The organism is Ningiella ruwaisensis (assembly GCF_004798935.1).
Lineage (GTDB): Bacteria > Pseudomonadota > Gammaproteobacteria > Enterobacterales > Alteromonadaceae > Glaciecola > Glaciecola ruwaisensis.
The window spans coordinates 155,869-178,606 of the sequence record NZ_RAHT01000006.1 but is presented as its reverse complement, the minus strand read 5'-3'; the positions used below and the strand labels follow the sequence as shown (position 1 = coordinate 178,606).

General features: G+C 42.4%; 18 protein-coding genes. 15 read left to right on the top strand and 3 right to left on the bottom strand.

The genetic code is table 11. The features are described 5' to 3' along the window. Window positions 1-257: 257 nt before the first annotated feature. The 6 genes from D6V41_RS13395 (at window position 258) to D6V41_RS13370 (ending at window position 7,870) form a co-directional block, all read left to right on the top strand. Window positions 258-1,835, top strand: a complete 1,578-nt coding sequence (locus tag D6V41_RS13395; RefSeq protein ID WP_136252037.1) for a glycoside hydrolase family 28 protein — start codon at window positions 258-260, stop codon at window positions 1,833-1,835. A gap of 30 nt (window positions 1,836-1,865) precedes the next feature. After that, complete coding sequence (locus D6V41_RS13390) at window positions 1,866-3,263, top strand: glycoside hydrolase family protein (protein WP_136252036.1); 1,398 nt, start codon at window positions 1,866-1,868, stop codon at window positions 3,261-3,263. 98 nt (window positions 3,264-3,361) lie between these two features. Further along, a complete protein-coding gene (locus D6V41_RS13385) occupies window positions 3,362-5,437 on the top strand; it encodes a sulfatase family protein (protein WP_136252035.1) in 2,076 nt (691 codons plus the stop codon). 185 nt (window positions 5,438-5,622) lie between these two features. Then, window positions 5,623-6,120, top strand: a complete 498-nt coding sequence (locus D6V41_RS13380; RefSeq protein WP_168711040.1) for a TlpA disulfide reductase family protein — start codon at window positions 5,623-5,625, stop codon at window positions 6,118-6,120. Continuing rightward, entirely contained in the window at window positions 6,117-7,133 is a 1,017-nt protein-coding gene (locus D6V41_RS13375; RefSeq protein ID WP_136252033.1) for a hypothetical protein, read from the top strand. The genes D6V41_RS13380 and D6V41_RS13375 overlap by 4 nt, the downstream gene beginning before the upstream one ends. A 62-nt stretch (window positions 7,134-7,195) precedes the next feature. Then, on the top strand, window positions 7,196-7,870 hold the full coding sequence (locus tag D6V41_RS13370) for a phosphatase PAP2 family protein (RefSeq protein WP_136252032.1): 675 nt from the start codon (window positions 7,196-7,198) through the stop codon (window positions 7,868-7,870). 44 nt (window positions 7,871-7,914) lie between these two features. Here the strand turns inward: D6V41_RS13370 and D6V41_RS13365 are convergent, their stop codons facing one another. After that, window positions 7,915-8,667, bottom strand: coding sequence for a hypothetical protein (locus D6V41_RS13365; RefSeq protein WP_136252031.1), 753 nt, complete (start codon window positions 8,665-8,667; stop codon window positions 7,915-7,917). Window positions 8,668-9,019: 352 nt separating this feature from the next. On the opposite strand from D6V41_RS13365, the gene D6V41_RS13360 reads away from it, so the two are divergent. The 3 genes from D6V41_RS13360 to D6V41_RS13350 all read left to right on the top strand — a co-directional run bounded on the left by D6V41_RS13360 (window position 9,020) and on the right by D6V41_RS13350 (window position 14,017). Further along, a complete protein-coding gene (locus D6V41_RS13360; protein WP_168711039.1) occupies window positions 9,020-10,327 on the top strand; it encodes a TAXI family TRAP transporter solute-binding subunit in 1,308 nt (435 codons plus the stop codon). Window positions 10,328-10,536: 209 nt separating this feature from the next. Then, window positions 10,537-13,017 carry a polyprenyl synthetase family protein gene (locus D6V41_RS13355; protein WP_168711038.1) on the top strand — a complete coding sequence of 827 codons (2,481 nt, stop codon included), beginning with the start codon at window positions 10,537-10,539 and terminating at the stop codon, window positions 13,015-13,017. A gap of 181 nt (window positions 13,018-13,198) precedes the next feature. Then, the gene (locus D6V41_RS13350; RefSeq protein WP_136252028.1) at window positions 13,199-14,017 is read left to right on the top strand and encodes an ion transporter; all 819 of its coding nucleotides are present in this window, start codon (window positions 13,199-13,201) and stop codon (window positions 14,015-14,017) included. A 210-nt stretch (window positions 14,018-14,227) separates the two neighbouring features. Here the strand turns inward: D6V41_RS13350 and D6V41_RS13345 are convergent, their stop codons facing one another. Next, window positions 14,228-15,079 (bottom strand): hypothetical protein, encoded by an 852-nt coding sequence (locus tag D6V41_RS13345; protein WP_136252027.1) that lies wholly within the window; start codon window positions 15,077-15,079, stop codon window positions 14,228-14,230. 607 nt (window positions 15,080-15,686) lie between these two features. Between D6V41_RS13345 and D6V41_RS13340 the strand changes: the two genes are divergently transcribed. The 5 genes from D6V41_RS13340 to D6V41_RS13320 all read left to right on the top strand — a co-directional run bounded on the left by D6V41_RS13340 (window position 15,687) and on the right by D6V41_RS13320 (window position 19,869). After that, on the top strand, window positions 15,687-17,621 hold the full coding sequence (locus D6V41_RS13340) for a PhoX family protein (protein WP_136252026.1): 1,935 nt from the start codon (window positions 15,687-15,689) through the stop codon (window positions 17,619-17,621). Window positions 17,622-17,700: 79 nt separating this feature from the next. Next, window positions 17,701-17,982 carry a twin-arginine translocase TatA/TatE family subunit gene (tatA, locus tag D6V41_RS13335; protein WP_136252175.1) on the top strand — a complete coding sequence of 94 codons (282 nt, stop codon included), beginning with the start codon at window positions 17,701-17,703 and terminating at the stop codon, window positions 17,980-17,982. A gap of 17 nt (window positions 17,983-17,999) precedes the next feature. Further along, window positions 18,000-18,311: a Sec-independent protein translocase protein TatB gene (gene tatB, locus D6V41_RS13330; protein ID WP_136252025.1), complete on the top strand. Its 312-nt coding sequence runs from the start codon at window positions 18,000-18,002 to the stop codon at window positions 18,309-18,311. After that, window positions 18,298-19,089, top strand: coding sequence for a twin-arginine translocase subunit TatC (tatC, locus tag D6V41_RS13325; protein ID WP_136252024.1), 792 nt, complete (start codon window positions 18,298-18,300; stop codon window positions 19,087-19,089). The genes tatB and tatC overlap by 14 nt, the downstream gene beginning before the upstream one ends. Before the next feature lie 219 nt (window positions 19,090-19,308). Then, window positions 19,309-19,869: a hypothetical protein gene (locus D6V41_RS13320; protein WP_136252023.1), complete on the top strand. Its 561-nt coding sequence runs from the start codon at window positions 19,309-19,311 to the stop codon at window positions 19,867-19,869. A 122-nt stretch (window positions 19,870-19,991) separates the two neighbouring features. Here D6V41_RS13320 and D6V41_RS13315 read toward each other — a convergent pair whose 3' ends face one another. Then, window positions 19,992-21,266, bottom strand: a complete 1,275-nt coding sequence (locus D6V41_RS13315; protein ID WP_136252022.1) for a WD40 repeat domain-containing protein — start codon at window positions 21,264-21,266, stop codon at window positions 19,992-19,994. A gap of 201 nt (window positions 21,267-21,467) precedes the next feature. On the opposite strand from D6V41_RS13315, the gene D6V41_RS13310 reads away from it, so the two are divergent. After that, window positions 21,468-22,703, top strand: coding sequence for a mandelate racemase/muconate lactonizing enzyme family protein (locus D6V41_RS13310; protein ID WP_136252021.1), 1,236 nt, complete (start codon window positions 21,468-21,470; stop codon window positions 22,701-22,703). Window positions 22,704-22,738 lie beyond the last annotated feature (35 nt).

The window sequence follows — 22,738 nt, the reverse complement described above, 5'->3', positions numbered from 1 at the left end:
ACTGTTAACCTAGTGTTTTATTGTCTATATGTGAATGATTTGTTGACTAACACATACTTTTTTGTAAATCTTATCTGTATTACCAATTTTCAAAAATCTATCAGATAGATTTTGGCTTGTAGCAGTTGTATATATGCTGCGAAACATCTTAAGCACGACATAACGCTTTAATGAGGCTACTCGTTAATCATGTAAAGCACTTAAGTAAGGTCGAAATCTGTTTGAATTATCCTTTAAGAGTAAAGTGAGAATAAAACATGGCAAAACACGCGCAGCAGCGGCATGTAACAGCACCGTTGGAAACGAATACTGACCTGCACATAGCAGATGGCGAATCATCCTTAGCAATAAATGAGTCTAGACGCTCACTATTAAAACAGAGTTTTGCTTTTGCAGCGGTCTCAACAACAGCGCTTGCAACGATGGCATGCACTTCAAACGCGTCAAAAACAATGTCGAGTACTCAAACCTTTTCTACAACATCGACTAATTTGCCTCCAAAAGAGTTCAACCCTGCTCAAGCTTGGACAAGGGCTGATGAGATTGTGGCTAATATAAAAACGCCACAAATACCCAATCGTGACTTTAATATCACTGATTTTGGCGCAAAGCCCGGCAAAGATAACGATGCATTACCTGCAATTCGAGCGGCAATCATTTCACTCGTTGAACAAGGCGGCGGTCGAGTTGTCATTCCTGCTGGGTTTTGGTTTGTTAAAGGCCCTATCCACTTTGTAAGTAACATGGAACTGCACGTGTCTGAAGATGCGCACCTTCAGTTTTCAGGCGGCCCACACCATTATATGCCGCTGGTAAAAACGCGATGGGAAGGCACAGAATGCTACAACTATTCGCCGTTCATATATGCATTAGCCTGTCATAACATTGCTTTAACGGGTAAAGGGAAGATTGACGGCCAAGGGCGCGATAATTTTCTGATACTCAGACCGAAACAAAAACCAGACCAGCGACTGCTAAGAAACATGGGACGGGATGGTGTACCAGTTGAACAGCGTCGATTTGGTCCGGGTCATTATTTAAGACCGCATTTCGTGCAATTTTATGAGTGCAAACAGGTACTGGTTGATGGACCACATTTAGTGGACTCTCCGTTTTGGTGTATCCATCCGGTGTACTGTGACCAAGTGATTGTTCGTAACGTGAAAATAGACAGCCGCCACGTCAACAGCGATGGGGTAGACCCTGATAGCAGCACTAATGTCCTAGTTGAAAACTGTAATTTTAATGTAGATGATGATGGCGTTGCAATTAAGGCAGGTCGAGATCAGGACGGTTGGCGAGTTGGAAGAAAGTCACAAAATATTGTTGTTAGAAACTGCGAATACACAGGCTCTAAAGGCGGTGGTATGGCAATAGGCAGTGAAATGTCAGGTGGCGTGACAGATGTCTATGTTGAAAACTATAAAATCCCTGAATGTCGTCACATGCTGTACTTTAAAGCAAATAATGACCGCGGTGGCGAAATTGAGCGCATTTATATTCGAAACATTCGTTCAGATTATGCCGAAACGGTAATTATCTTTACCAACGATTATCATAGCTATCGCGGCGGAAACTACCCAACCAGCTTTAAAAATATAGTAATGGAAGACGTGATTTGCGAGCGTTCAAAACTTGGTATCCACGTCTTCGGTAACGAGACCGCACCGGTTAAAAATGTCACGCTCAGAGATATAGAAATTAAACAATCTGATGTAGTTGCACAGGTTGAGCATGTCGAAAATCTGGTTATGGATAACGTGCGAGTGAATGGAAACGTGCTGACCACAGAATTAGCCAAAGCACAACCTAAAATCAAGACTCCTAAACACTAAAGACGTCTAAACATGAAAAACGAGATATACATGCAATCACATCAAAATACAGTAGTTCATGCACTGCAAGCTAAACGTTTTGCTTATTCGTTATTTTTAGCGATATCACTGAGTGTCAGCACAACAGCCTGTTCTCAACAGTCATCCGAGCAAATGAATCGCTTAGCGCCTACTTCGGTTAAGCCTGTCAGTCCTGCCTATGACCCAAAGCTTGCTCATGTTGAAACAAAATACAGTCAAGATGAAATAAGGCAGGCTCTTTTATCTGGCGGTGCTTATATAGGCAATGTGGTATTAGATGATCTCGGTCGCTCACAAGGGGACTACGATTGGGTTACGGGCAAATGGCGTCAGTATGAGCCCGCGTGGCATACCGGACAGGCGATTTTTGGTTTAACAGAAGCGTATCGCGTTACGGGTGAACAAAGCTTGATAGACAACGCTAAGAGAGCAGCTGATTGGTGGATAAGCTTGACCTACACCGATCATCCTGTTTTAAAAGGATTTTTGCGCGCTGAGCACGGTGATCGCGTGGGTGACTATATTAACTTTACGACAATATCCGATGGAAGTAACGGCGTGTTCGAACTTGCCAGAGAATTAAACAGACTTGATTATGCTCAGGTGGCTACCGATGCCGGAAATTGGGCAATTGACAATTTGTATATCAAAGAAGAAGGATTAATTTACAACATTGTAGACCCAGAAACCGGTGAAATCTGGAAGGATAAGAGTCCTCACGGACAGCACAATGAAGACGGCAAAATTACCTTACATGAAGTGGCTCGGCCAAATAATGAAGGTTATTTGTTTCGCGACATGTATGAATTTACCGGTGACGAGCGTCACTTGGAAGTGCACTTAGCCTTGTGTGATTCGCTTGTTGAAAAACAAGATGAGTTTGGTTTGTGGTTAGATTATGAACCAAATAATCCCGCGCTTAATCGTTTACACCCAAGATTTAATATCTGGTATGCCGAGAGTTTACTTAGATGCGAGGACTATGTGCAAGGCAAAGGTTACATGGAAGCTGCAATGCGCACGATGCAATTTATGGCAAAGCTTCAGGAAATTAACCGATTGGGTGAGCTCTATTATTTTCAGTTTACTGATGTATCGAACCTTGAGGACAGTATTACTGGATCGGCAGTTTCTTTTGCGGCATTGCAATGGATGGAACTTAAAGCACGTACTGGTACCTCTGAGTTTGACGATAATATTAAAGCAGCTGTGCAATTCGTAATGGAAAATCGCTTTCCCGAAGACCATGCAGATGAAAACCTTCGAGGCGGCTTTTTAGAGACGCGTCGTAAACGACGAGATGGACGCTTTCAAATCGCTGTGCGCGGCATTGCTACCTCATTTGGTTTGCGCTTTTTAAGTCAGTACTACCGCAGCTTCCCGGAACAAGCTAACTTACAATCTTAATACAATGAAAAGAGTTCGGGACAAAAAATGCCAGGCAAATAAAGCAGCAGGAGCACGCAATATGATGGGAAATAATTTAAAAAAGGCGTTTTTTATTGATGCTTAATCACACGCCTTTCAAAATAGCTTCAACGCCAAGTGCTTTATTTTGCAACAGCCTGCTTGTGGCCTTGTTTTTGTGCTTGTCTGCATGCGCTGATAATCCAGCGCCGCCAAAGAAGCCAGAGAAGCCTCAAACCGACATTTCAACAGGTAGTAGTCAGAGCGTTAAATATAGTGGTAATAATAGTGCATCCACGCTGCAGGATGCACAAAAACCCAACATCGTGTGGATATCTATAGAAGATGCGAGCGCCAATATCGGTGCTTACGGCGATCAGCTTGCAGAAACACCGAATATAGATGCCCTTGCGTCGCGTGGCTTGCTTTACGAAAATGCCTATGCGACTGCGCCAGTGTGTGCCCCAAGTCGCTCAGCGATAATAGCTGGTGTTTATGCGACGTCACTTGGCACAGCGCACATGCGCGGGCAGGGGACCTTACCCGACAATGTGCAATTGCTACCTCAAATTTTGCAAGAACATGGGTATTACACTACCAACAACGTAAAAGAAGATTACAACTTTAAAACGCCTAAAAATGCGTGGAATGAGAGCAGTGAAAGCGCACATTGGCGCAATAATCCCAACCCAAGCGCGCCTTTTTTTGCCGTATTTAATCTCACCACCAGTCATGAAAGCCGAATCTGGAATGAGTCGCGATACGCCGAAAATGTTGACTTATTAAAAAATATGCAAGGCGATAAGCTTAAATTTACCCGTCCAGAAGATGTAAGCATCCCACCTTTTCACCCAGATACACCTGAATTTAGAAAGGCTTGGGCTCGATACTACGACAATATGCACGCCACAGATGTTAGAGTAGGGCAAATCATTGAAGAGCTTAAGAAAGCAGATCTCCTCGACAATACCATTATCGTGTTTTGGAGTGATCACGGTGCGGGTTTTGTTCGCGCAAAACGTTGGCCTTATTTATCGGGTTTGCACATTCCACTGATTGTTTCTGTTCCAGATGAATTTAAATCTCATTTTTATCATGAAGCTGGCGAACGGACTCGAGAGTTGGTGTCACTTATTGATTTGTACCCCACAATGTTGGACATAATCGGTATTAAAGCGCCACCATTTTTGCAAGGCAAATCGTTTAAGCCGAAAAAAAATGAAGCTTGGTCGCCCAGACAATATGTTTTTGCGCACCGCGATCGTATGGATGAGCGATACGACATGATAAGAACCGTAACTGATGAGCACTTTCATTACGTTCGAAATTATCAATTTAACAAACCTTATTTACAGTTTATGAATACCGCTGAACAAGGCGAGTTGATGAAGGTTATGCGACAGAAATTTGGTGCAAAGGAGCTTTCGCCTTATTTGATGTCTTTGCTAAGCGATTTATACAAACCAAAAGAAGAGCTTTATGACATTGGAGAGGACCCAAACCAATCAAATAACCTCGCGTTCAACCCTGACTATCGAGACGTTCTTTTGCGCTTGAGGCAAGCCCATATCGATTGGCGAAACGAAACGCAGGATCTCATGCTTATTCCTGAAGCGCTCATGCGAGAAATTGAATCACAAGAACAAACTAGTATTTATGAATACGTCAGACAAAAGCCCGAAATGACGCAGACACTCGAGGAGTTATACGCCTTTCACGACCAGATACTTAAAGGACCAATGTTTCAAAACGGTGAAATGGATACGGCGGATTTTCCAAAAAGTATAAGCGCGCAATATTGGTTTTTGGAGTTTGCTGCTATGCAAAACATGGCGGATGAATCGCGCCAGCAATTCTTGCAACAAATCATTTCTCAAGCCATGCGTTCACATGACATTGTGAAACAGCAGGCTATTAAACTTAGCCTCATCAATGGCGATACGCGCTGTTTGCCAGAATTAATAGGCGATTTATCCCATGAGAATGTGTGGCTACGATTGCATGCGGCGCAAATATTGGATGAGCTAAATGTTGATACCACCGAGTATGATACGCAAATTCAAGCCGCTATCAATCTAGATAAACAAGTGCGAAACAATCCGAATAAGTACTTGGCGCGCGTGCTCAACCGCCACATTAATCAACGAGATGGCACTTCACGTGAGGTTCGCTGAAGCATCCTTTTTCATGATTGTTATTAAGTACAGACATTAAGTCTTTTGGGCGGATAAGCCTGAATCTAGCAAAGGTCAACTAAAAATGAAGCATAACCTCTCACATCTTGCTAGCTTGACCTTACAATAGTACTGTAATCAAAAATCGATTGATAAATATTCGCGATATGAGCAACTTTAATTTCATGCTAATGCCTACTCTTACAAAATCAACGGTTCTATTTCTGCTAGGTATTTCTTATTGTGTCCACGCCGCAGCTGACGTGCAGCAACAAGCACAACAAGAGCAAGGCAAGTGGATGATTGTTAACTTGTGGGCGCAATGGTGTAAGCCCTGTCGAGAAGAAATCCCTGCATTGAATCGCCTTTCAGATATGCTTGCTTCTAGCCAGATTGAAGTCTTAGGCATCAATTACGATGGTATTGAAGGGGCAGAGTTAGACGATGCAATTAACAGCCTTAATATTCGCTTTCCTCAGATGGATGCACGCCAACAAGCGTCAATCAACTTAAAAATGCCTGCTGCACTGCCAGCGACTTATATTGTTTCGCCTACTGGTGAGGTTAAAGTTAGTTTGATTGGTAAACAAAATCTCGAAAGTATTTTTGCAGCCATGGAACATGTAAATCCGAAATTTAAAGTCAATGAATTAATAAATAATGAGCGAATGGTGACGCCTTGAAACATTTTATTTTGCTGGTTGCGTTAGCTATAGGCTTTTCCTTTCCAAGTAATGCGCAAAAAAAAGTACATATACTGAATACGCCTGCAGGTGAACGGACAAGTTTTTCACGGGTGTTCACGGATGATGAAGGTAAGGTTTATTTGTCGTGGGTTGCGCAAAACCCAGAAAAGACCCTTTCCACTCTATATTTTGCTCAACTTGATGAAGATGGTAGCACTTGGCAGGGAGCTATTTCCGTTGTCAGTGGCAGTAATTGGTTCAACAATTGGGCTGATTTTCCCTCAGTTATTAAAAATAAAAATCTTGTTACTGCGCATTTTTTGCAAAAAAGCGGACCAGGCTCATATGATTACGATGTGAAGTTAACTTTCTCCTCTGACAATGGTTTAACATGGCTTACACCGTTCACCGCTCACAATGATGGAGTAACTGCCGAACATGGATTTGTCAGCATGATTCCTTTAGATAATGGCAACACGCTGGTTAGCTGGCTAGATGGTAGAAATACAAAAGCGTCAAGTGGAACGGATAGCCATAAGGATACCGACGGCCATAATAATAACCATGATAATGGCCATGGTCATGCAGGCGCTATGACGCTTAGAGCGGGAGAATTTACTTTTGCAGGCGCTGCAGTTAATCGATGGCAGCTTGATGACCGAGTATGCGAATGCTGTCAAACTAGTACAGCCTTAACAGCAAAAGGTCCGGCGGTTGTCTACCGAAATAGGTCGACCCATGAGGTCAGAGATATTTTTATTACCCGCTCAATTGATGATGTGTGGACTGACCCAGTCCCAGTGCATACGGATGGATGGGAAATCGCAGGGTGTCCAGTCAATGGGCCCGTGATCCAAGCCAAGAATAACAATGTTGCTTTCGCTTGGTTTACGGGCAAAGATCAAATTCATCAAGTCAAACTTGCGACCTCAGACGAAAGTGGGTTTCCAGATATTGCAGTGGTAGACAACAGTGTGTTTGTTACCTGGACAAATAGTGAGCAGTGCTAGAAAATCGCCTTGGCACGTGTAGACTATTAATCAGTGTTAAACAGAAGAAACCTTTAGTTCATATGACGAATGATCACAATCAAAAATCTAGCGGAAAAAAGTATTTGATCTGGATAGCTGGCCTAATTGGACTATTTATAGTGCTGAGCATTCTGGTGATGTCAGGTAAAACGGCGCAGTTGGATGAAGCACTTTTACTGATGATGCGCAATGCGGATGACTTGAGTATCGCGATTGGACCGCATTGGTTATCTGAAACTGCCAGGGATGTCACTGCGTTGGGAAGCATTGTGTGGCTGTTTAGTATTTCGTTTGTTTTAATGCTGATAAAAGTATTCGGTGAAAACAAGCGAGAAGCCTGGTTTATTTTGTTTAGCGCTATCGGCAGTTGGGCCTTAAGCTTCTCACTGAAGTATTTTTTTTCCAGAAATCGCCCGCAGCTAATTTCAAGCGAGGTAGAGGTGTATTCGCAGAGTTTTCCAAGTGCCCATGCCTTGATGACCATCACGATCTTTTCTGCAATGAGCCTGATCTTCAGCCAGTCGCTTAACAATAAAAGCCAAAAAGTCACCTTGTGGGTGAGTACAATAATTATTATAGCGGCCGTTGGTGTGAGCCGATTATATCTCGGCGTACACTGGGCAACCGACGTTATTGCTGGATGGACGCTGGGAGCAGCGCTGGTGCTTGCTCTGTGGTATTGGTTGAAATCAAAAACAACAACACCTTCAGAATAATTGCGCTCCTCCATCGGGACGGCGAACTGTGTTTAAGCAAAACTCTATCCGCCACAGTCTATCAGTGAACCCCGCTGTTGGCGATAGTATGCTTGTTCGTCTCGTTCCTTCTTAAGGGTATAAATCAGCAAAATCAGGCCAAGGAAAATTGCGATATGTGATGGGCCATCAACGCTTGAGAAGGTCGGTACTGCGATATTATCAAAGCTTAAGGTAAACGTACCTGACGCGAAATCAGGATGCCGCCCATGAACCAGTATTCTCCCATCTAGAGAGTAGTCAGTTGCGTCGGTTTCGATACTAAAGAATCGACTGGTTTCTTGAGGTTCTCCAACTAGATTGCCAATGACCAAAGGAAATAAGAAATCAAAGCTTAACAGGTCGCCATCAGCAGAACGAGTCGCCTGGTTTGGCCCTCGATCACCCAAACCGTCAACGCGGTAATCGATATCGGTCATAAAATCACCAAAACCAAAAAATTCAACGCTATCAATTAGAAAATTGCTTGCTGTCACGTTTACCGGGTTTTCAAACCGTGGCATAAAAATCAGATTTCCCGTATTAGTAGAACGAACCACTCGATTGCGAACACTGCCTGCGATGAAAAGTGCAGGCTCTAAAAGAAATAATACATCAGACGCTGAGTTATTCAGAATCACTGTGCCGTCTAAATCGGGATTTGCAGCCGAAGTTGTACCCGCTAAAAATGCGGTATCACCAGCATTGATAAGAACAGCTTTACTTGTGGGGCTAAGTAGTAAAAGAAGAAGAAATGATATAGATAGGACCGTGCGCATAATGCCTCCGTGTTTTATGTTTTGGATTTTTTGTCAGTTCATCCAGTGTAGAGGCAACGCAACAATGATTAATTGAGTATTAATACTCAATTTTTAGTCTTACATACCTGTTTTTTACCTGTTCCAGCTTTACGTTTGTTTAAACTTCAAGCACCAAAGCCAAAATTTTTTTGGAAAATAAATTCATCAAGGAGCGTGCGGCGTTATTTTGAAAACAAAAAGCATAGCAACATTAATCATGACGCGGTAAATTAGTCACTTCTAGATTGCATAGTGAATGTTGCACCTTGTATGTTATTTAATAACGAGTCGTGACTATCGCAACCATAGCTTATGGCGTACGGATAAAACCATGAAAACCCTGATGCGATTTCTGCCTTTTATAATCATTTTTGTTTTACTGCTGTCTCTTCTTGCGGGCGCCATTACTTATGTACTTCAGCAGCTCAATTTATATCCCCCTCAACAAATTACTATCGCAGCAGGAAAACCTGGATCTGCATATTATGACTATGCAGTCCAATATCGCGATATTCTCGCACGTGATGATATTGAGCTTACTATCCTTGAAACCAATGGCTCAGTCGAAAATATTTCAAAACTGGCTCAGGAAGATGCGGTAGACCTCGCATTGGTGCAAGGCGGTGTGACTATTCCAAACGACATTTCAGGCATCGCCTCCGTTCAGGTTGAGCCACTATGGATTTTTGCAAGGCCAGAGGTTGATAACAATCCAAACACCTGGGATAGCATTTCGCTGTCTTCCGGGGCTAAGGGAGGGGGAACGCGTATCATCGTTGAATTCGTTGCTGAGATTACCGGAGCGATGGGTCTTACCGGAAGTAATACGCTTGCTTTAAGTAGCGATGACTCCGCGTCAGCATTGTTAAATGGTGAGCTTGATCTTGCGCTTTTTGTTGCTCCGGTCAGCGCAAGCTATCTGGCTCCGCTTTTAGATGACCCTCAATTGCAATTGATATCGCTTGCTCACAGTGAAACCTTGGCTATCAGAATACCAGGTGCCAAATATATCCGCTTACCTTCTGGTTCACTCAATTATCAGAGACCGCTTCCCGAGAGCGACTTAAACATGATTGCCTTGGTCGCTCGATTAGTCAGTAAAAAAGACCTTCACCCCGCAATAGTCAATCGACTCGTTAAGGCGGTAATTGAAGTGCATGGTGGCGGAAACATAATCCCTGCCGATAGTTTGTATCCTTCTACCAATGACCTTGGTATTGAAACAGATAAACTTGCCGTAGACCTGTTTGAAAATGGCTTTAGTCCACTGGAGGCGTTTTTACCTTACTGGATAGTGGCGCAATTTAATCGCATCTTGCTTTTTCTCATCCCTCTTATTTTATTATTGTTGCCGATTTTTAAAGTTCTTCCGATCATATACAGTGCGGTGTTTAATAGACGTGTATATCGTCACTACGCTCGCGTTCACGAAATTGATAAAAAACTGGCTTCTGAAGGTGAATCTCTTACAGAAGAGCAGTTGCTCGGTCTGCGCAAAGAGCTGGACGACATAGAGATTTCCTTGTTGCAGGCAAATCTTCCGAACATCTATCGAAAACAGGCCTACACTGCTCAACATCATTTGGACTACGTGCGGCGACGATTGGATGACATTCAACAGCGTGCTGGTAATAACTAATCTCACTGTTGGAAGCTAAAACCAGAGTCAACGTCAGCTTTTTAGATCATCGTCACTTTTACTAAAAAGTTGTCATTTAGCCTAAGCTTAGTACGAGTTGGCAGCATTTTTACTGAAAATATCCGCTTTTGAGCAGGGAATGAATGTTGCATCGCCTGTCAATATGCCAAACGCCAGATAACTAAAACAAACAGGGAATGATGCAAGAGATGACATCTAAAGAAGCAATTTCTCAATTTACGTCGATTGTTGCGCCTATCAGCTATAAAGGCACTTTAAACGAACAAATTTCTTTTGAGACCTATGAGCAGGCTACCAAGAGGGCATCCTGGTATTTCACTGAGCTTTGCACTTTTGTCGATGACCCTGCCACACTTGAAAGTCTCGGGAGCAAATTTAAAAATTGGGAACAGTCGCGTAGAACAGATAGTCATTTTATTTATCAATCAAGCGCTTTTGATGCAAACACACTTAATAGCTGGTCCTTAATTGACAAGCTAAGAGCAGAAAAGCAGTTAGATGCCTATTTAAATAAAACGATAAGTTATCTGTTTATGCGCGACCTCGGCAGAGACTTAAATGACCCACAAACAAAAAACCAAATCGATAAAGTTGTTAAAAAGTTAGGGAAAAGTTTAAAAAAACAGTCGGTAAAGTCAAAACAAACGCAGGCGCAAGACGTCTTCGAACAGCAGTTTAAGCAGATTGCACAAGATAAGCAGATTGAAAGCAGCTATCAATGGCTAATGCTTAAAGTTGCGTCTTTGCAAACGTTGTTTGATTCTAAACATCATGAATCGGAGGGCTTGCGTAAGCTGGTAAAAGTGGTAGCTGGTGTTCTTATGCATCAGTTAATTGAGAATCCAGATGCAAGCAGCGAAGATTTAGATAAGTCAATTAAGCTTGGATATTGCTATGGGTTGACCTATCCATTTGTAGATGACTTGCTTGACTCTAATCACTTACTTGCCAACGACGCAGACAAAGCTCTTTTTACTCAGGCTTTGCGGAGAACCCTACAAAATGGTGAAGTAGCACCAATGCCTGCTTTTTCTGACAATGTCGAACGTCTACAACAGATATATGAAGAGCTCAAATGGGCCTTTGAGTATATTCAACATCATTTACCCGTAGCGCAAGGTCGCCGTTTTTTTAATCAAGCATATGTCTTTTTTGAAGCACAGGCGCAAGACAGAGCATTAACGTTTTCCAAAGCAACTCAGTTGTCATTAGAGTCTTTATTTGTGCCAGTTATGCTTAAATCAGCGGGCAGTCGTTTGATAGTAAGAGATTTAGTTACCCATGCTTTTGACGCAGAATATGATTACCGAAGTTTTTGTTTTGGTATTTACAATCAGTTTAACGATGACATAAAGGACGTATTTGATGACATGAAGGAGGGGAATGTCACTCCATATACCCGCTTTTTGCATCTTAAAACTAGCACCACGGAAAATACGACTTGTCTAAAAACGAATGATCAAAAAACGAATGATCAAAAAACTAAGACACCTGAAAAAAGCCCTTACGAATATTATTGGGCGGTGGTGTACTATCTTATTTCTGTGGTTTACAAAGATAATAAGCAATGTCGGAGTTTGCTACTAGAACGTTCGATAAACGCACACAAATCATTACTACAAAAGGTAGGGAAAGAAAAATACGCCTTTCTACGGCAAAATTTACTGTTTACCTCGTCACCAGCTTTTGACGCAATTATCGATAGACTGGTGTCTGCTCCCACAGCGTGTGCATGGTTTGATAAGTTGATAAGTCAGGAAATAAGCCTTTATTTTAAAGCTGAAAATGAAAAAAAGAAAAAGTTTAAAGACCTTTACCAAACACACTTAGATTTCGTAAACGCGAATTTGAAGGTTAGTTCTTTGCCCCGATATGGGCATGGCAGATTAGCAAAAATTGTAGATGACGCCATAACCGCGGGGGGTAAAAGACTGCGCCCGGTGATTGCGTCGTTTATGAGCCAAAGCGTCTATCAGTTCACGCATCAGCAATGTGTTGAAACTATTAAAATGCTAGAGTACATGCATACTGCTTCGTTGATTTTAGACGATTTACCCACACAAGATAATGCCTCGCAGCGTCGCGGACAGCCGACTATTCACGTTAAATATCAATCTCAAGCAACGGCTGAATTAAGTGCTGTGTACTTAATGATGCGAGCGGTTGAAGTACAAAGTAGTATAAAATCGCATCCTCCTTGCGCGGTACTTTCCAGCTTAGCCTATGCAGCCAATACCACCCAATTGGTCTGTGAAGGGCAATTGCAAGATTTAAAAAAGGATCATTGTTTAGACTCTCAATCAGAGCTGGAAAATCTTTATTGGCTCAAGACAGGTTTAGCACTGGAGGCTGCATTCGTTATTCCGGCCATACTTGCTCAGCAGGATGAGGTGCACATAAGTATGTTAAAGCGTATTGCAAAATATTTAGGCATTGCATTTCAAATAAAAGATGATCTTCTGGATATCAATGCCTCGGCGCTAGTCACCGGAAAGTCTGCCAATAAAGACTCACATTCAATGGTGCAAATGCTAGGCGAACAAGCAGCGGTTAATTTAATGTTCACCCATCAAGCTAAAGCGCTGTCGCTTATTGAAAGGCATTTGCCCGCGGCTGCGCAGTCATTTCTTAAGTCTCTGGTTGACTACATCGTGTATCGCAGTCACTAGTAAATGAAGTGCTCGGCCGTTTTATTCATTGCTTTATCGTCTCCGTCGCGCGTTTTTTTGGAGAGTCTATTTTGTTTTGATCAGTAAAATCGCTCTCGGCTTTCGCGGAAATACTGTTTTTCAAGATTGTCTTTTCTCCAATTACCCCCACAATAATGAAAACAATTAACTTTCGCCCGCAATGAATCTATCAACAACGCTAAAACCTTTCGTAGAGTCTCGGTTTTTTCAAAACTTTATAATTGCTCTGATCCTCTTTAACGCAGTAACGCTAGGGCTTGAGACGACTGACTTTGGTCAACGTTACATTGGTATTTTGTATGTGATTGACCTTATCGTTTTATGCATTTTTACCCTGGAGTTAGGTCTTAAATTCATCGTTTACCGATTCGATTTTTTCAAAGGCGGGTGGAACTGGTTTGACTTTATTATCGTGACTATTTCGTGGATGCCAGCAAGCGGCGCTTGGTCAGTTCTTCGAGCATTTAGGATACTACGTGTATTAAGATTGTTTTCGGTCGTGCCGCAAATGCGCAGAGTAATTGGTGCGCTGGGACATTCCTTACCAGGAATGGCATCTGTAGTGGGTGTGCTAGGTATCATCTTTTATGTATCGGCAGTGCTGGTTACCAAATTGTTTGGTACGCACGAAGACCCAAACATGCAAGCATGGTTTGGCAGCATAGGTGATTCTGCTTATACACTTTTTCAGGTAATGACTCTGGAAAGCTGGTCGATGGGAATTGTACGACCGACTATGGAGATTTTTCCGTGGAGCTGGATGTTTTTTGTCCCATTTATCATCATCACTAGCTTTGCAGTGTTAAATTTATTCATTGGAATCATTGTAGATGCCATGCAAATCATGCACGAAGAAGAAGATAAAGCGAATTTGAAAGCCTTACCTACACCTGCTACTCAAGAGGATGTCTTAATGCTTAAAAAGCAGATTGAGCAATTAAGCGAGCTGCTTCAACAGCAGCAAAAAGGCAAAGATTAATGGTGAATGGCTTCATACCAGCATGCAAATGCGCTAGTGCTTCACCGAGTGCATAAATAATATAAGGATATTGACTGAGTATCGTGTAAAACAAGCCTTGATCTTTAGTTTGCGAGTGAAAATATATTAGGGTAGGGCATCAAGACGATAAATCATAAAAGCAAGGCACCAAATTTAAAAAAATTGGTGCCTCGCCGATGCAAAAAAAGTTTATTCGTTTAGCGTTATAGTGCGAGTCACTTGATTAAAGGGGCCTGGAATAGGTTGATTGTTCCCATCGACAAGCGATAGTTCGATGGTCGCTTCTCCCATTGGTAAACCTTTTATCACATGAGGTGCCCATTCACTTATAAAAAATTCTTCTCCATTGATAACTGCTTTTACTTTATTTCCGTTTTCTGACAGTTCAGTATTTAAAACGAAAAAGTCTAAGAGGATATTCTCAGTGCCAGCCCCGGTGTAAGTGCCTTTTGGACGGCTATAAATAAGGGTGGGATTATCCATATCTAACTGCTGGCCAACATCTTCTCCAACCGCTAATCTGGCAACAAACACGGAGTTATCATTTTTGACCGACTCATGATAGGAGCGGCTTAAAAATGCGACTAAATGATGCTCACCTTCCGGTATTTCACGCATAAAGGATGTTTCGTAGTGCGCAGAGTAGGGCTGGTTATTCAGTATAAAATGAATGTGTTGACCTTTGTCTGAATTCGCTAGCAAAGTCGCATTGGAGCCTTGGGTTTGTGCACCAATGTCATAATTTTCTACCTTAAACTCAAAGGCTACATCACCTGAGGAAAGCGACTCCAAATTATCAGGTGAGATCAACTGCAATGATGCATTAGCAAAAGCGGGTGAATCTTCCAGACGGTAAACGCTAATTTGCGTAGCCATCCTATCATTGGTCAATTCCTGCATTTGTGCACTTGCCTGGTCTGTCATTTGATCCATTTTACTTGCGTCATTTTCGTTTTCAGCGGGTTGTGTGCATGCAAAGAGGCTAGTCGCTATTGCGCAAATAAGCAGATTTTTTGTGACTTTATATTTTGTTGTTGGCATTACCGGGTCCTTGTTTTTCAAAATGAGTGAATTCAATTGTTTATGAAGTAATTGAGTAAAAAGATCGCTTTGAATCCCTTATTTTTAGCATGGAAACATAAACATTCAAGTAAGCGAGATTGAAGATCCCGAGCCAAGCTCGGGATGACGGTTCTTATGTTTTAGGATGAAGATCCCGAGTCAAGTTCGGGATGACGGTTCTTATGTTTTAGGATGAAGATCCCGAGTCAAGTTCGGGATGACGGTTCTTATGTTTTAGGATGAAGATCCCGAGTCAAGCTCGGGATGACGGTTCTTATGTTTCAGGATGAAGATCCCGAGTCAAGCTCGGGATGACGGTTCTTATGTTTTAGGATGGCGGTTCCTATGTTTTAGGATGAAGATCGCAAGTCAAGCTCGGGATGACAGTTCATAGTTGTTATTTCACAATTAGCCGTTTACGCAGTTTGTAACAAATTTGCAAAAATCTTGAAACAAAAACAGCATGAATTGTTCATGAATCTGTTTCAAAACTGTCATTTTCCTTCTCCATACTTTTTGTTTGTATGGACGCAGTAATTTCATGCCATCAAAAACTAAACAAATAACTGATTATGGGATAATGGTAATGTTAAAACATGTTGAAAACCCAATCGACAATGCTCAATTGCATGACGATAACGAAAATATTCCTTCAAATAATTCTGGCAATCGGCCTTTTACCGACGTTTTAAAAACCAACCTTTCAAGACGCAAGGTTCTCGCAGGTAGTGTTGCTGCTGCCGCAGCAGGTTTTTTTGCGCCTGCAGCGAGTGCCAGCTTAAGAGGAATGGACAGAAGCAACGATCGAATCAATCGTGAGCTTGTTGGATTCAAACCTGTTGCAATTAGTGACGTGACAGATGTTCGCATGCCAACCATATCTGAAGATTATGAATATCAATCCTTCATTCCATGGGGAACGCCAATTCAGCCAGGCATCACCAGCGAGTATGCAGGCGATCCAAGTACACGTCCTACATCTGCCCAAGCTGAGCTTCAGGTTGGAATAGGTCACGATGGCATGTGGTTTTTCCCTATTGATTTCGACTTACAAATGGAATACGGACGACGCTACAGAGCGCGCAGTGACGAGGGAATGCTTTGTATAAACCATGAGTTTGGTACAAATCCTCACGTGTTGGGCAAAGATGCGCCAGAAAGTCTTGAAGACGTGCGTTTATCGCAACACGTACACGGTGTGTCTGTGTTGCACATTAAGGAACATTTTGATGGATGGCGCGTAGAATCCAGCCCAAATGCCCGACGCATCACTGTTAACACACCAGTTGAATTTGCAGGTCCGGCTGCTGATTCTGCTTTGCTTCAAAATCCTGCCGGCAATATGCCTTTAGGTACAGTTAACAACTGCGGCTCAGGTCCGACTCCATGGGGTACTTATCTAACCTGTGAAGAAAACTTTAATGGTTACTTCGGTTCTTCTACCTTAACAGGTGAAGAGTTCGAAGCTGTAAGAACGGAAGAGCAGGCTCGTTACGGTTTTAGCGCGTTTGGATTCGGATATGGCTGGCATATGTTCGACCAACGCTTTGATTTAACCAACGCCGATTATGTAAATGAGCATAACCGTTTTGGTTGGATTGTGGAAATTGACCCATTCAACGGCACGAAGAAGCCAGTCAAACGCACCGCAATGGGACGTTTCAAACATGAAGCAGTTGCCATTGCAGAAAGCGCAGATGGTCGAATTGCTGCTTACATGGGCGACGATCAACGATTTGATTACTGCTATAAGTATGTATCAAATGAGCCATGGCGTGATGTGATTGAACGTGGCGATAGCCCTCTGGATGATGGCAAACTTTTTGTTGCACGGTATGACGAAGATGGCACAGGCGAGTGGATGGAATTAACGATAGATAATCCATTGCTTGCTGACAGATTCGCTGATCAGGCTGAATTGTTGATTAATACTCGTGTTGCCGCTGATATTTTAGGTGCAACGCCAATGGATCGCCCCGAATGGACAACTATTGGTCAAAAAGGCGATGTTTATTGGACACTAACCAACAACTCACAGCGTGAAGTGGCAAACGCGGCTAATCCACAAACTCCCAATAGCGACGGTCATATAATTCGAACTGTTGATACGGCTGACCATATGGGCAACACCTTCACTTGGGAAATTTACTTGTTGTCGTCTGATACGCGCGGAACAGAAGGTGTGTTTACTGATCCGGATCTTGCGTGGTCGGATGCAAACGGACGCTTATTTATTGGTACAGATGGCGGGCAACCAGATGGTTTGCAAGATCAGCTAACGGTTATTGACACCAACAAACCTACGCCAGAGCCAAAACGGCTATTAGTTGGCGTCGCCAGTGATGAAGTTACCGGTTTTACGGTTACGCCTGACAGACGTACAGCGTTTGTAAACTTACAGCATCCTGGCAATGGTAACCCGGCAGCAACCAATTTCCCTGCAGCGCCAGATGGCGTCACCATCCCTCGTGATGTGACCTTAGTATTGCGCCGTAAAAATGGTGCAGTTATAGGCTCTTAAGTAGAGTGGAAATTAGCACGCTCAAGACTTTGCTTGAGCGTGCTTTAACCACGCTTTTACGGAATAAAGGGGATTGGAAATGGGAATAAGTGCTTGGCAAATCATCGTTTTACTACTCATAGTTGTGCTGCTTTTTGGTACCAAAAAATTAAGAAATATCGGTACAGATTTAGGTGAAGCAGTTAAGGGGTTTAAATCGGGCGTCAACGACAAAGAAAAAAATGAAGAGCCAATCGGTGCCATCGCTGAGAAAAAGTCTGAGCATTCAGATTGTTCTGATTTAAACAAAGAATTTAAATCGGGTGGGGATATGCGTGACACAGAGCTTGATTTTGCTGATAAAAAAGCAACAAGCAATTAATACATTGAGAAACGCAGATGCCATTTGATATTGGTTTTATTGAGCTTTGCATATTACTGATTGTTGGGTTGATTGTGCTTGGACCTGACAAACTTCCTGTTGCTGCGCGTCAGTTGAGTAAATGGTTTGGCGGCATACGCCGCAATGTAAATTCATTTACGTCTGAAATAAACCGTGAGCTGGAAATGGATGAACTCAGGCGTCAAGTCGAATCGCAAAAGCAGAAGTTGAATTCTGTGATGGAAGCGAAGGCAGAGCTAGAAAGCGAGTCAGCAGATATGCCACCAGGTAAACTCGAAAAGGTGGAGCAAACTCATGTCAAAAACTAAATCGCCGCAATATAATAAGAATGAAATGCCTTTATTGGCGCATTTAATTGAGCTTAGATCCCGCTTAATAAAAGCAGTTCTTGCGGTCGTTATACTTTTCGTTGCACTCATTGCCTTTGCAAATGAAATATATTTGATTTTAGTGAAACCTTTAATGGAACAATTGCCAGAAAATAGCGAAATGGTTGCTACTGGTTTGATTGACCCATTTTTTACACCATTCAAACTGGTGCTAATTCTTTCTTTTTTTCTTGCGGTTCCGGTTATTTTGCATCAGGTCTGGTCATTCGTTGCACCAGGACTTTACACGCGAGAGCGCAAAACCAGCAGAGCAATTCTGGTAACGAGCATATTGCTGTTTTATTTGGGCATGGTGTTTTGCTATTACGTTGTTTTTCCTTTGATGTTTCAGTTTTTCCCATCGGTTGTGCCAGAAGGTATCAGATACATTCCTGATATGACGAACAGTTTAAACATCATGATCAAGCTGTTTTTTGCTTTTGGTCTTGCGTTTGAAGTGCCAATCTTTACGGTTGTTGCGGTGCTAAGTGGTGCAACTACTGTTGAAAAGCTCAGACAAAGCAGGTCGTATGTGATTGTTGGGGCCTTTGCGATTGGCATGTTATTAACGCCGCCAGACATGATTTCTCAAACTTTATTAGCTGTTCCAATGTGGCTCTTATTTGAAATAGGCTTAATTTTTGCCAGCTGGCTTAAATCGAACGACTCCAGATTGGAACATTCAAAAAAAGCGGCTGCTACAAGAGTGAGCAACTAAAAATGAGCCGCCCAAATTCTGTTTTAAGCCATCAATCACAAAATCATTTTAAGCGGTTAAGTAACGAAGCTCTTAACGGCTTATTTTGTAAGCTTGGTTGTTACTTGTCAGGCGTTCATCTTTATCGGTTGAATAACTTTATCGGTCGAATAAAGAAAACGCTTCGGCATTTGCAACCTACACCATCCTTAACAATCATCAACTAAACATGGAATTAATATGAAAAAACAAAGTTTTATTGCGACGATATTGCTCTTTTTGTCCCTTCAGGCAAATGCAGTGATTATTTCACTGGATGGACAAGAGGCTGATGGCGCTGGTTTCAATGTATTAAACTTAACTAACACGAATACCGACGAAGTATTGGAAATAAGCTACAACTTCATTTTTGAAGCTTTTGACCCATCATGGGCTTCTGATCTAATTGTAGAGTTAGTACATTTTGATACCAATACCTTTTTCCAGATTGGTACAGCAGGTTTTGGTTGTGCAGATTTTGGGGTAGAGTGTGAAGCTGACTTGGGGTTTGCAGATGAATCAGGCGTGTTCAGTGCTTCTGGTTTGATATCACTTGATATGGGAACCATTTTTGACGGTTCTGGTGAGTGGGAAGTTGCTATTGGTGACAGTTTTGACGATGCTGGGATAGACGGAATCTTTTTAGCGGGTTCATTTATCGAAGTCGTTCAAGGCGTAAGAGTGAACAGCCCAGCAACATTCCTAATGATGTTGATGGTAATGCTAGGTGTATTCGCCAGCAGAAAATTCGCAGCAAAATAAGTTTATAAGGATAAAGCCCGACTCGATTAATTTATAGAGGGGCTTTATCCTTTCTTTCAAAAAGAGTAAAAGTTCACCAGCATCCTGCAACACGTTCTTGCCAAGTCTTTTACCAGTCTGATTTATTTTTTATCTGCCGCCCATGATTTGTCTTGATAAGCGCGTACTTCTCTATGGCGACGCTCATTAATTCGCGGGTCGTCAGACATATATGTCCATAGTTGCACCGTGCCGTCTTGGTGAGCAGTAGTCAGTAATACACCGGTTTCATTAAAATCCATGTATTCAAGCGCATCTGTAACCTCAGCGCGCAAAGCGTAAGGAATAGAGTCGTTTTTTATCTCTTTGTTCATGATGTGGTCAACGTCAAAAAAGTCGATGGTATTTCCATGTCCCGCCACAAGAAAAAAGCGGCCATCTTTTGTCCATTCCACCGTTTCAGTTTTTTGTCCTGATTTATTCATTCTGCGGATCATCTCACCGCTTTCTACATCAAAAAAATACACGTACCCCTGAGTACCGCCTACTGCCAGCGTTTTGTTATCTGGGCTAAACCGAGTATTAATGAAAATATGTTTTTCGTCTTCAAAATAACGGTCTTCATCTATTGAGAACTCCTGATGCACAGAAAAATCAGACACATTAAAAATTTTCACTGAAAAATCGCCAACAGCGGCTAAATATTTATCGTCGCTGCTAAAGTCAAGTTCATTCACCGTGCCAGGGAACTCTATCTCTTTTTCTATTGACCAATCTTTAGTACTAAACACTCGCACCATTCCAATGCCATCCACACGCTCACGGCCTGACACTAAATATCGATTATCGTGGGAGACACTTAAGCCATCAATGCCGTTAGTGTGCTTAAAAGAAAAAACGTCTTCTCCTGTTTGAGAGTTAAAGACTTTGAGCATACCGTCTTCGCTCACTGACGCGACATGTTTACCATCTTTTGTCCATGCAACACGCTCAATTTCTTGCGGTAAGGTGCGTTCCCATACTTGCGTACCATCTATGGTGCTAAAGACTCGCACGCTGTAGTCGAATTTTGTTCCTGTTGTAATAAATCGACTATCTGCTGAAAACTCCGCAGACTCTACTGAGCCAAGCTCGCCGTTAAGATCAGCCATCCGTGACCAAACGTGATTAAGTGCTAATTTTCCACCCGCAAAGCTTGGAAACGCTGAAGCGCCGAGAGCCAAGGCTGTTAAGATAGTGGAAGCGGTTAAGGTAAATTTTTTCATTTTGTTTCCTGTTTGTAGAGCGTAAATGCTTTTTTCTTTTGAGTCTGCAACATCTCGCTCATGTTCTTGCGCGAGTGATTGGCTTGAAGTCAGCGCTAAAGGGCCGTTGCTCATTCCTAAGCCTTTCATAAAGTTGCGTCGAGAACCTTCCATCTTATACCTACCTTAAAAAATTCTATGGAATGCAATAATTGTTACTGATTTTTAGCAACACTATAAAAGACCACTTGAAAGGTCAAGCCAATTAGTCGAATATATAGCTAAAATTAAGATATTGGTAATACAGGTTTTAGGCTTCTCATTACTTTTATCCGAGAATACATCCGCCATTTCGCTTAAACTAAGGTAATCACTATGCAATCTTCAAATAATACTATGTCACGCCGCATGTTTTTAAAAGCAGCGAGTTTACCATTGGCCGCTACTGCTGGGGTAGGTCTGCTTGCATCGTCAGGCACATTTGCCTCTCAAGCAATTGAGGGTGCAAGAGGACAGGCCAAAATTGCAAAGGTCGAAGCATTTGCCGTTCCCCGTGCAATTTATGCAAAAATAACCGACGATGCTGGTAATGTAGGTTGGGGGGAATGTGGTCACGACGGCAGCAAGTTAGTAGTAGGCGTGGTTCAAGAGTACCTTGCCAAGCTTCTGATTGGTGAGGATGTGTTTAATACAGAGCCACTGTGGGCGAATCAGTTTCACGAAGTAGATGAAATTGGACGAGGTGGCGCTGCAACTCAGGCAATGGCTGGAATTGATTGTGCCTTATGGGATTTGCGCGGTAAATTATTAGGGTTGCCGGTTTACAAGCTTATTGGCGGAAAGTTCAGAGAAAAGTTTCCGCTTTACGGCTCATTTAGCCGTAGCAAAGGACGCGGTGAATATCGCAGTCCCAAAGAATGCGCTGAAAAAGCAGAAGAGCTTATGAGTGAAGGTTTTAAAGCAATTAAGTTGCGCCTTGGCATTCGAGAAGAAAATCAGGATCCTTTTGATGATCCGGCGAGAGCTTGCACGAAAGCGGTACGTGATGTTATTGGTGATAAAGTGCCCCTATACATTGATGCCAACAATGGGTATTCTCCCGCTCGCGCCATTCAAATTGGCAAAATGTTAATTGAAGAATTTAACGTAGAGGTGTTTGAAGAGCCGGTTGCACAATACCATTATCAATCGCTGGCAAAGGTGTCAGAGGCACTTCCTATGTTCATCGCTTGCGGAGAGCATGAATATACCAAGTGGCAGTTTAGAGACCTTATATTAAAAGGAAAAGCAAATCTGTTAAATCCGGACGTAAGTAAAATGGCAGGTATCACTGAAGGTAAAAAAGTAGCTGCGCTTGCTGAAGCCTTTGACGTACCTATCTCTGTTCATAACGCAAGACCCACTTTGTTAACGGCTGCGCATTTTCATTTTATTGTGAGTTGCCAAGGGGCACATCGCACTCAGGAACATCCTGGCAATCGTCGCTTAAGTGAATTGTGGAAATATTTTGAAAACAAAATTGAAGTGAAAGACGGTTGGGGGCAGGTTACTGAAGAACCAGGTCTTGGTTTAATTGTTAATGAGAAGGCTGTCCGTCGTGATGCAATGTAGTTTACCTTTAAGAACAACCGTTATCCCGAGCTCGA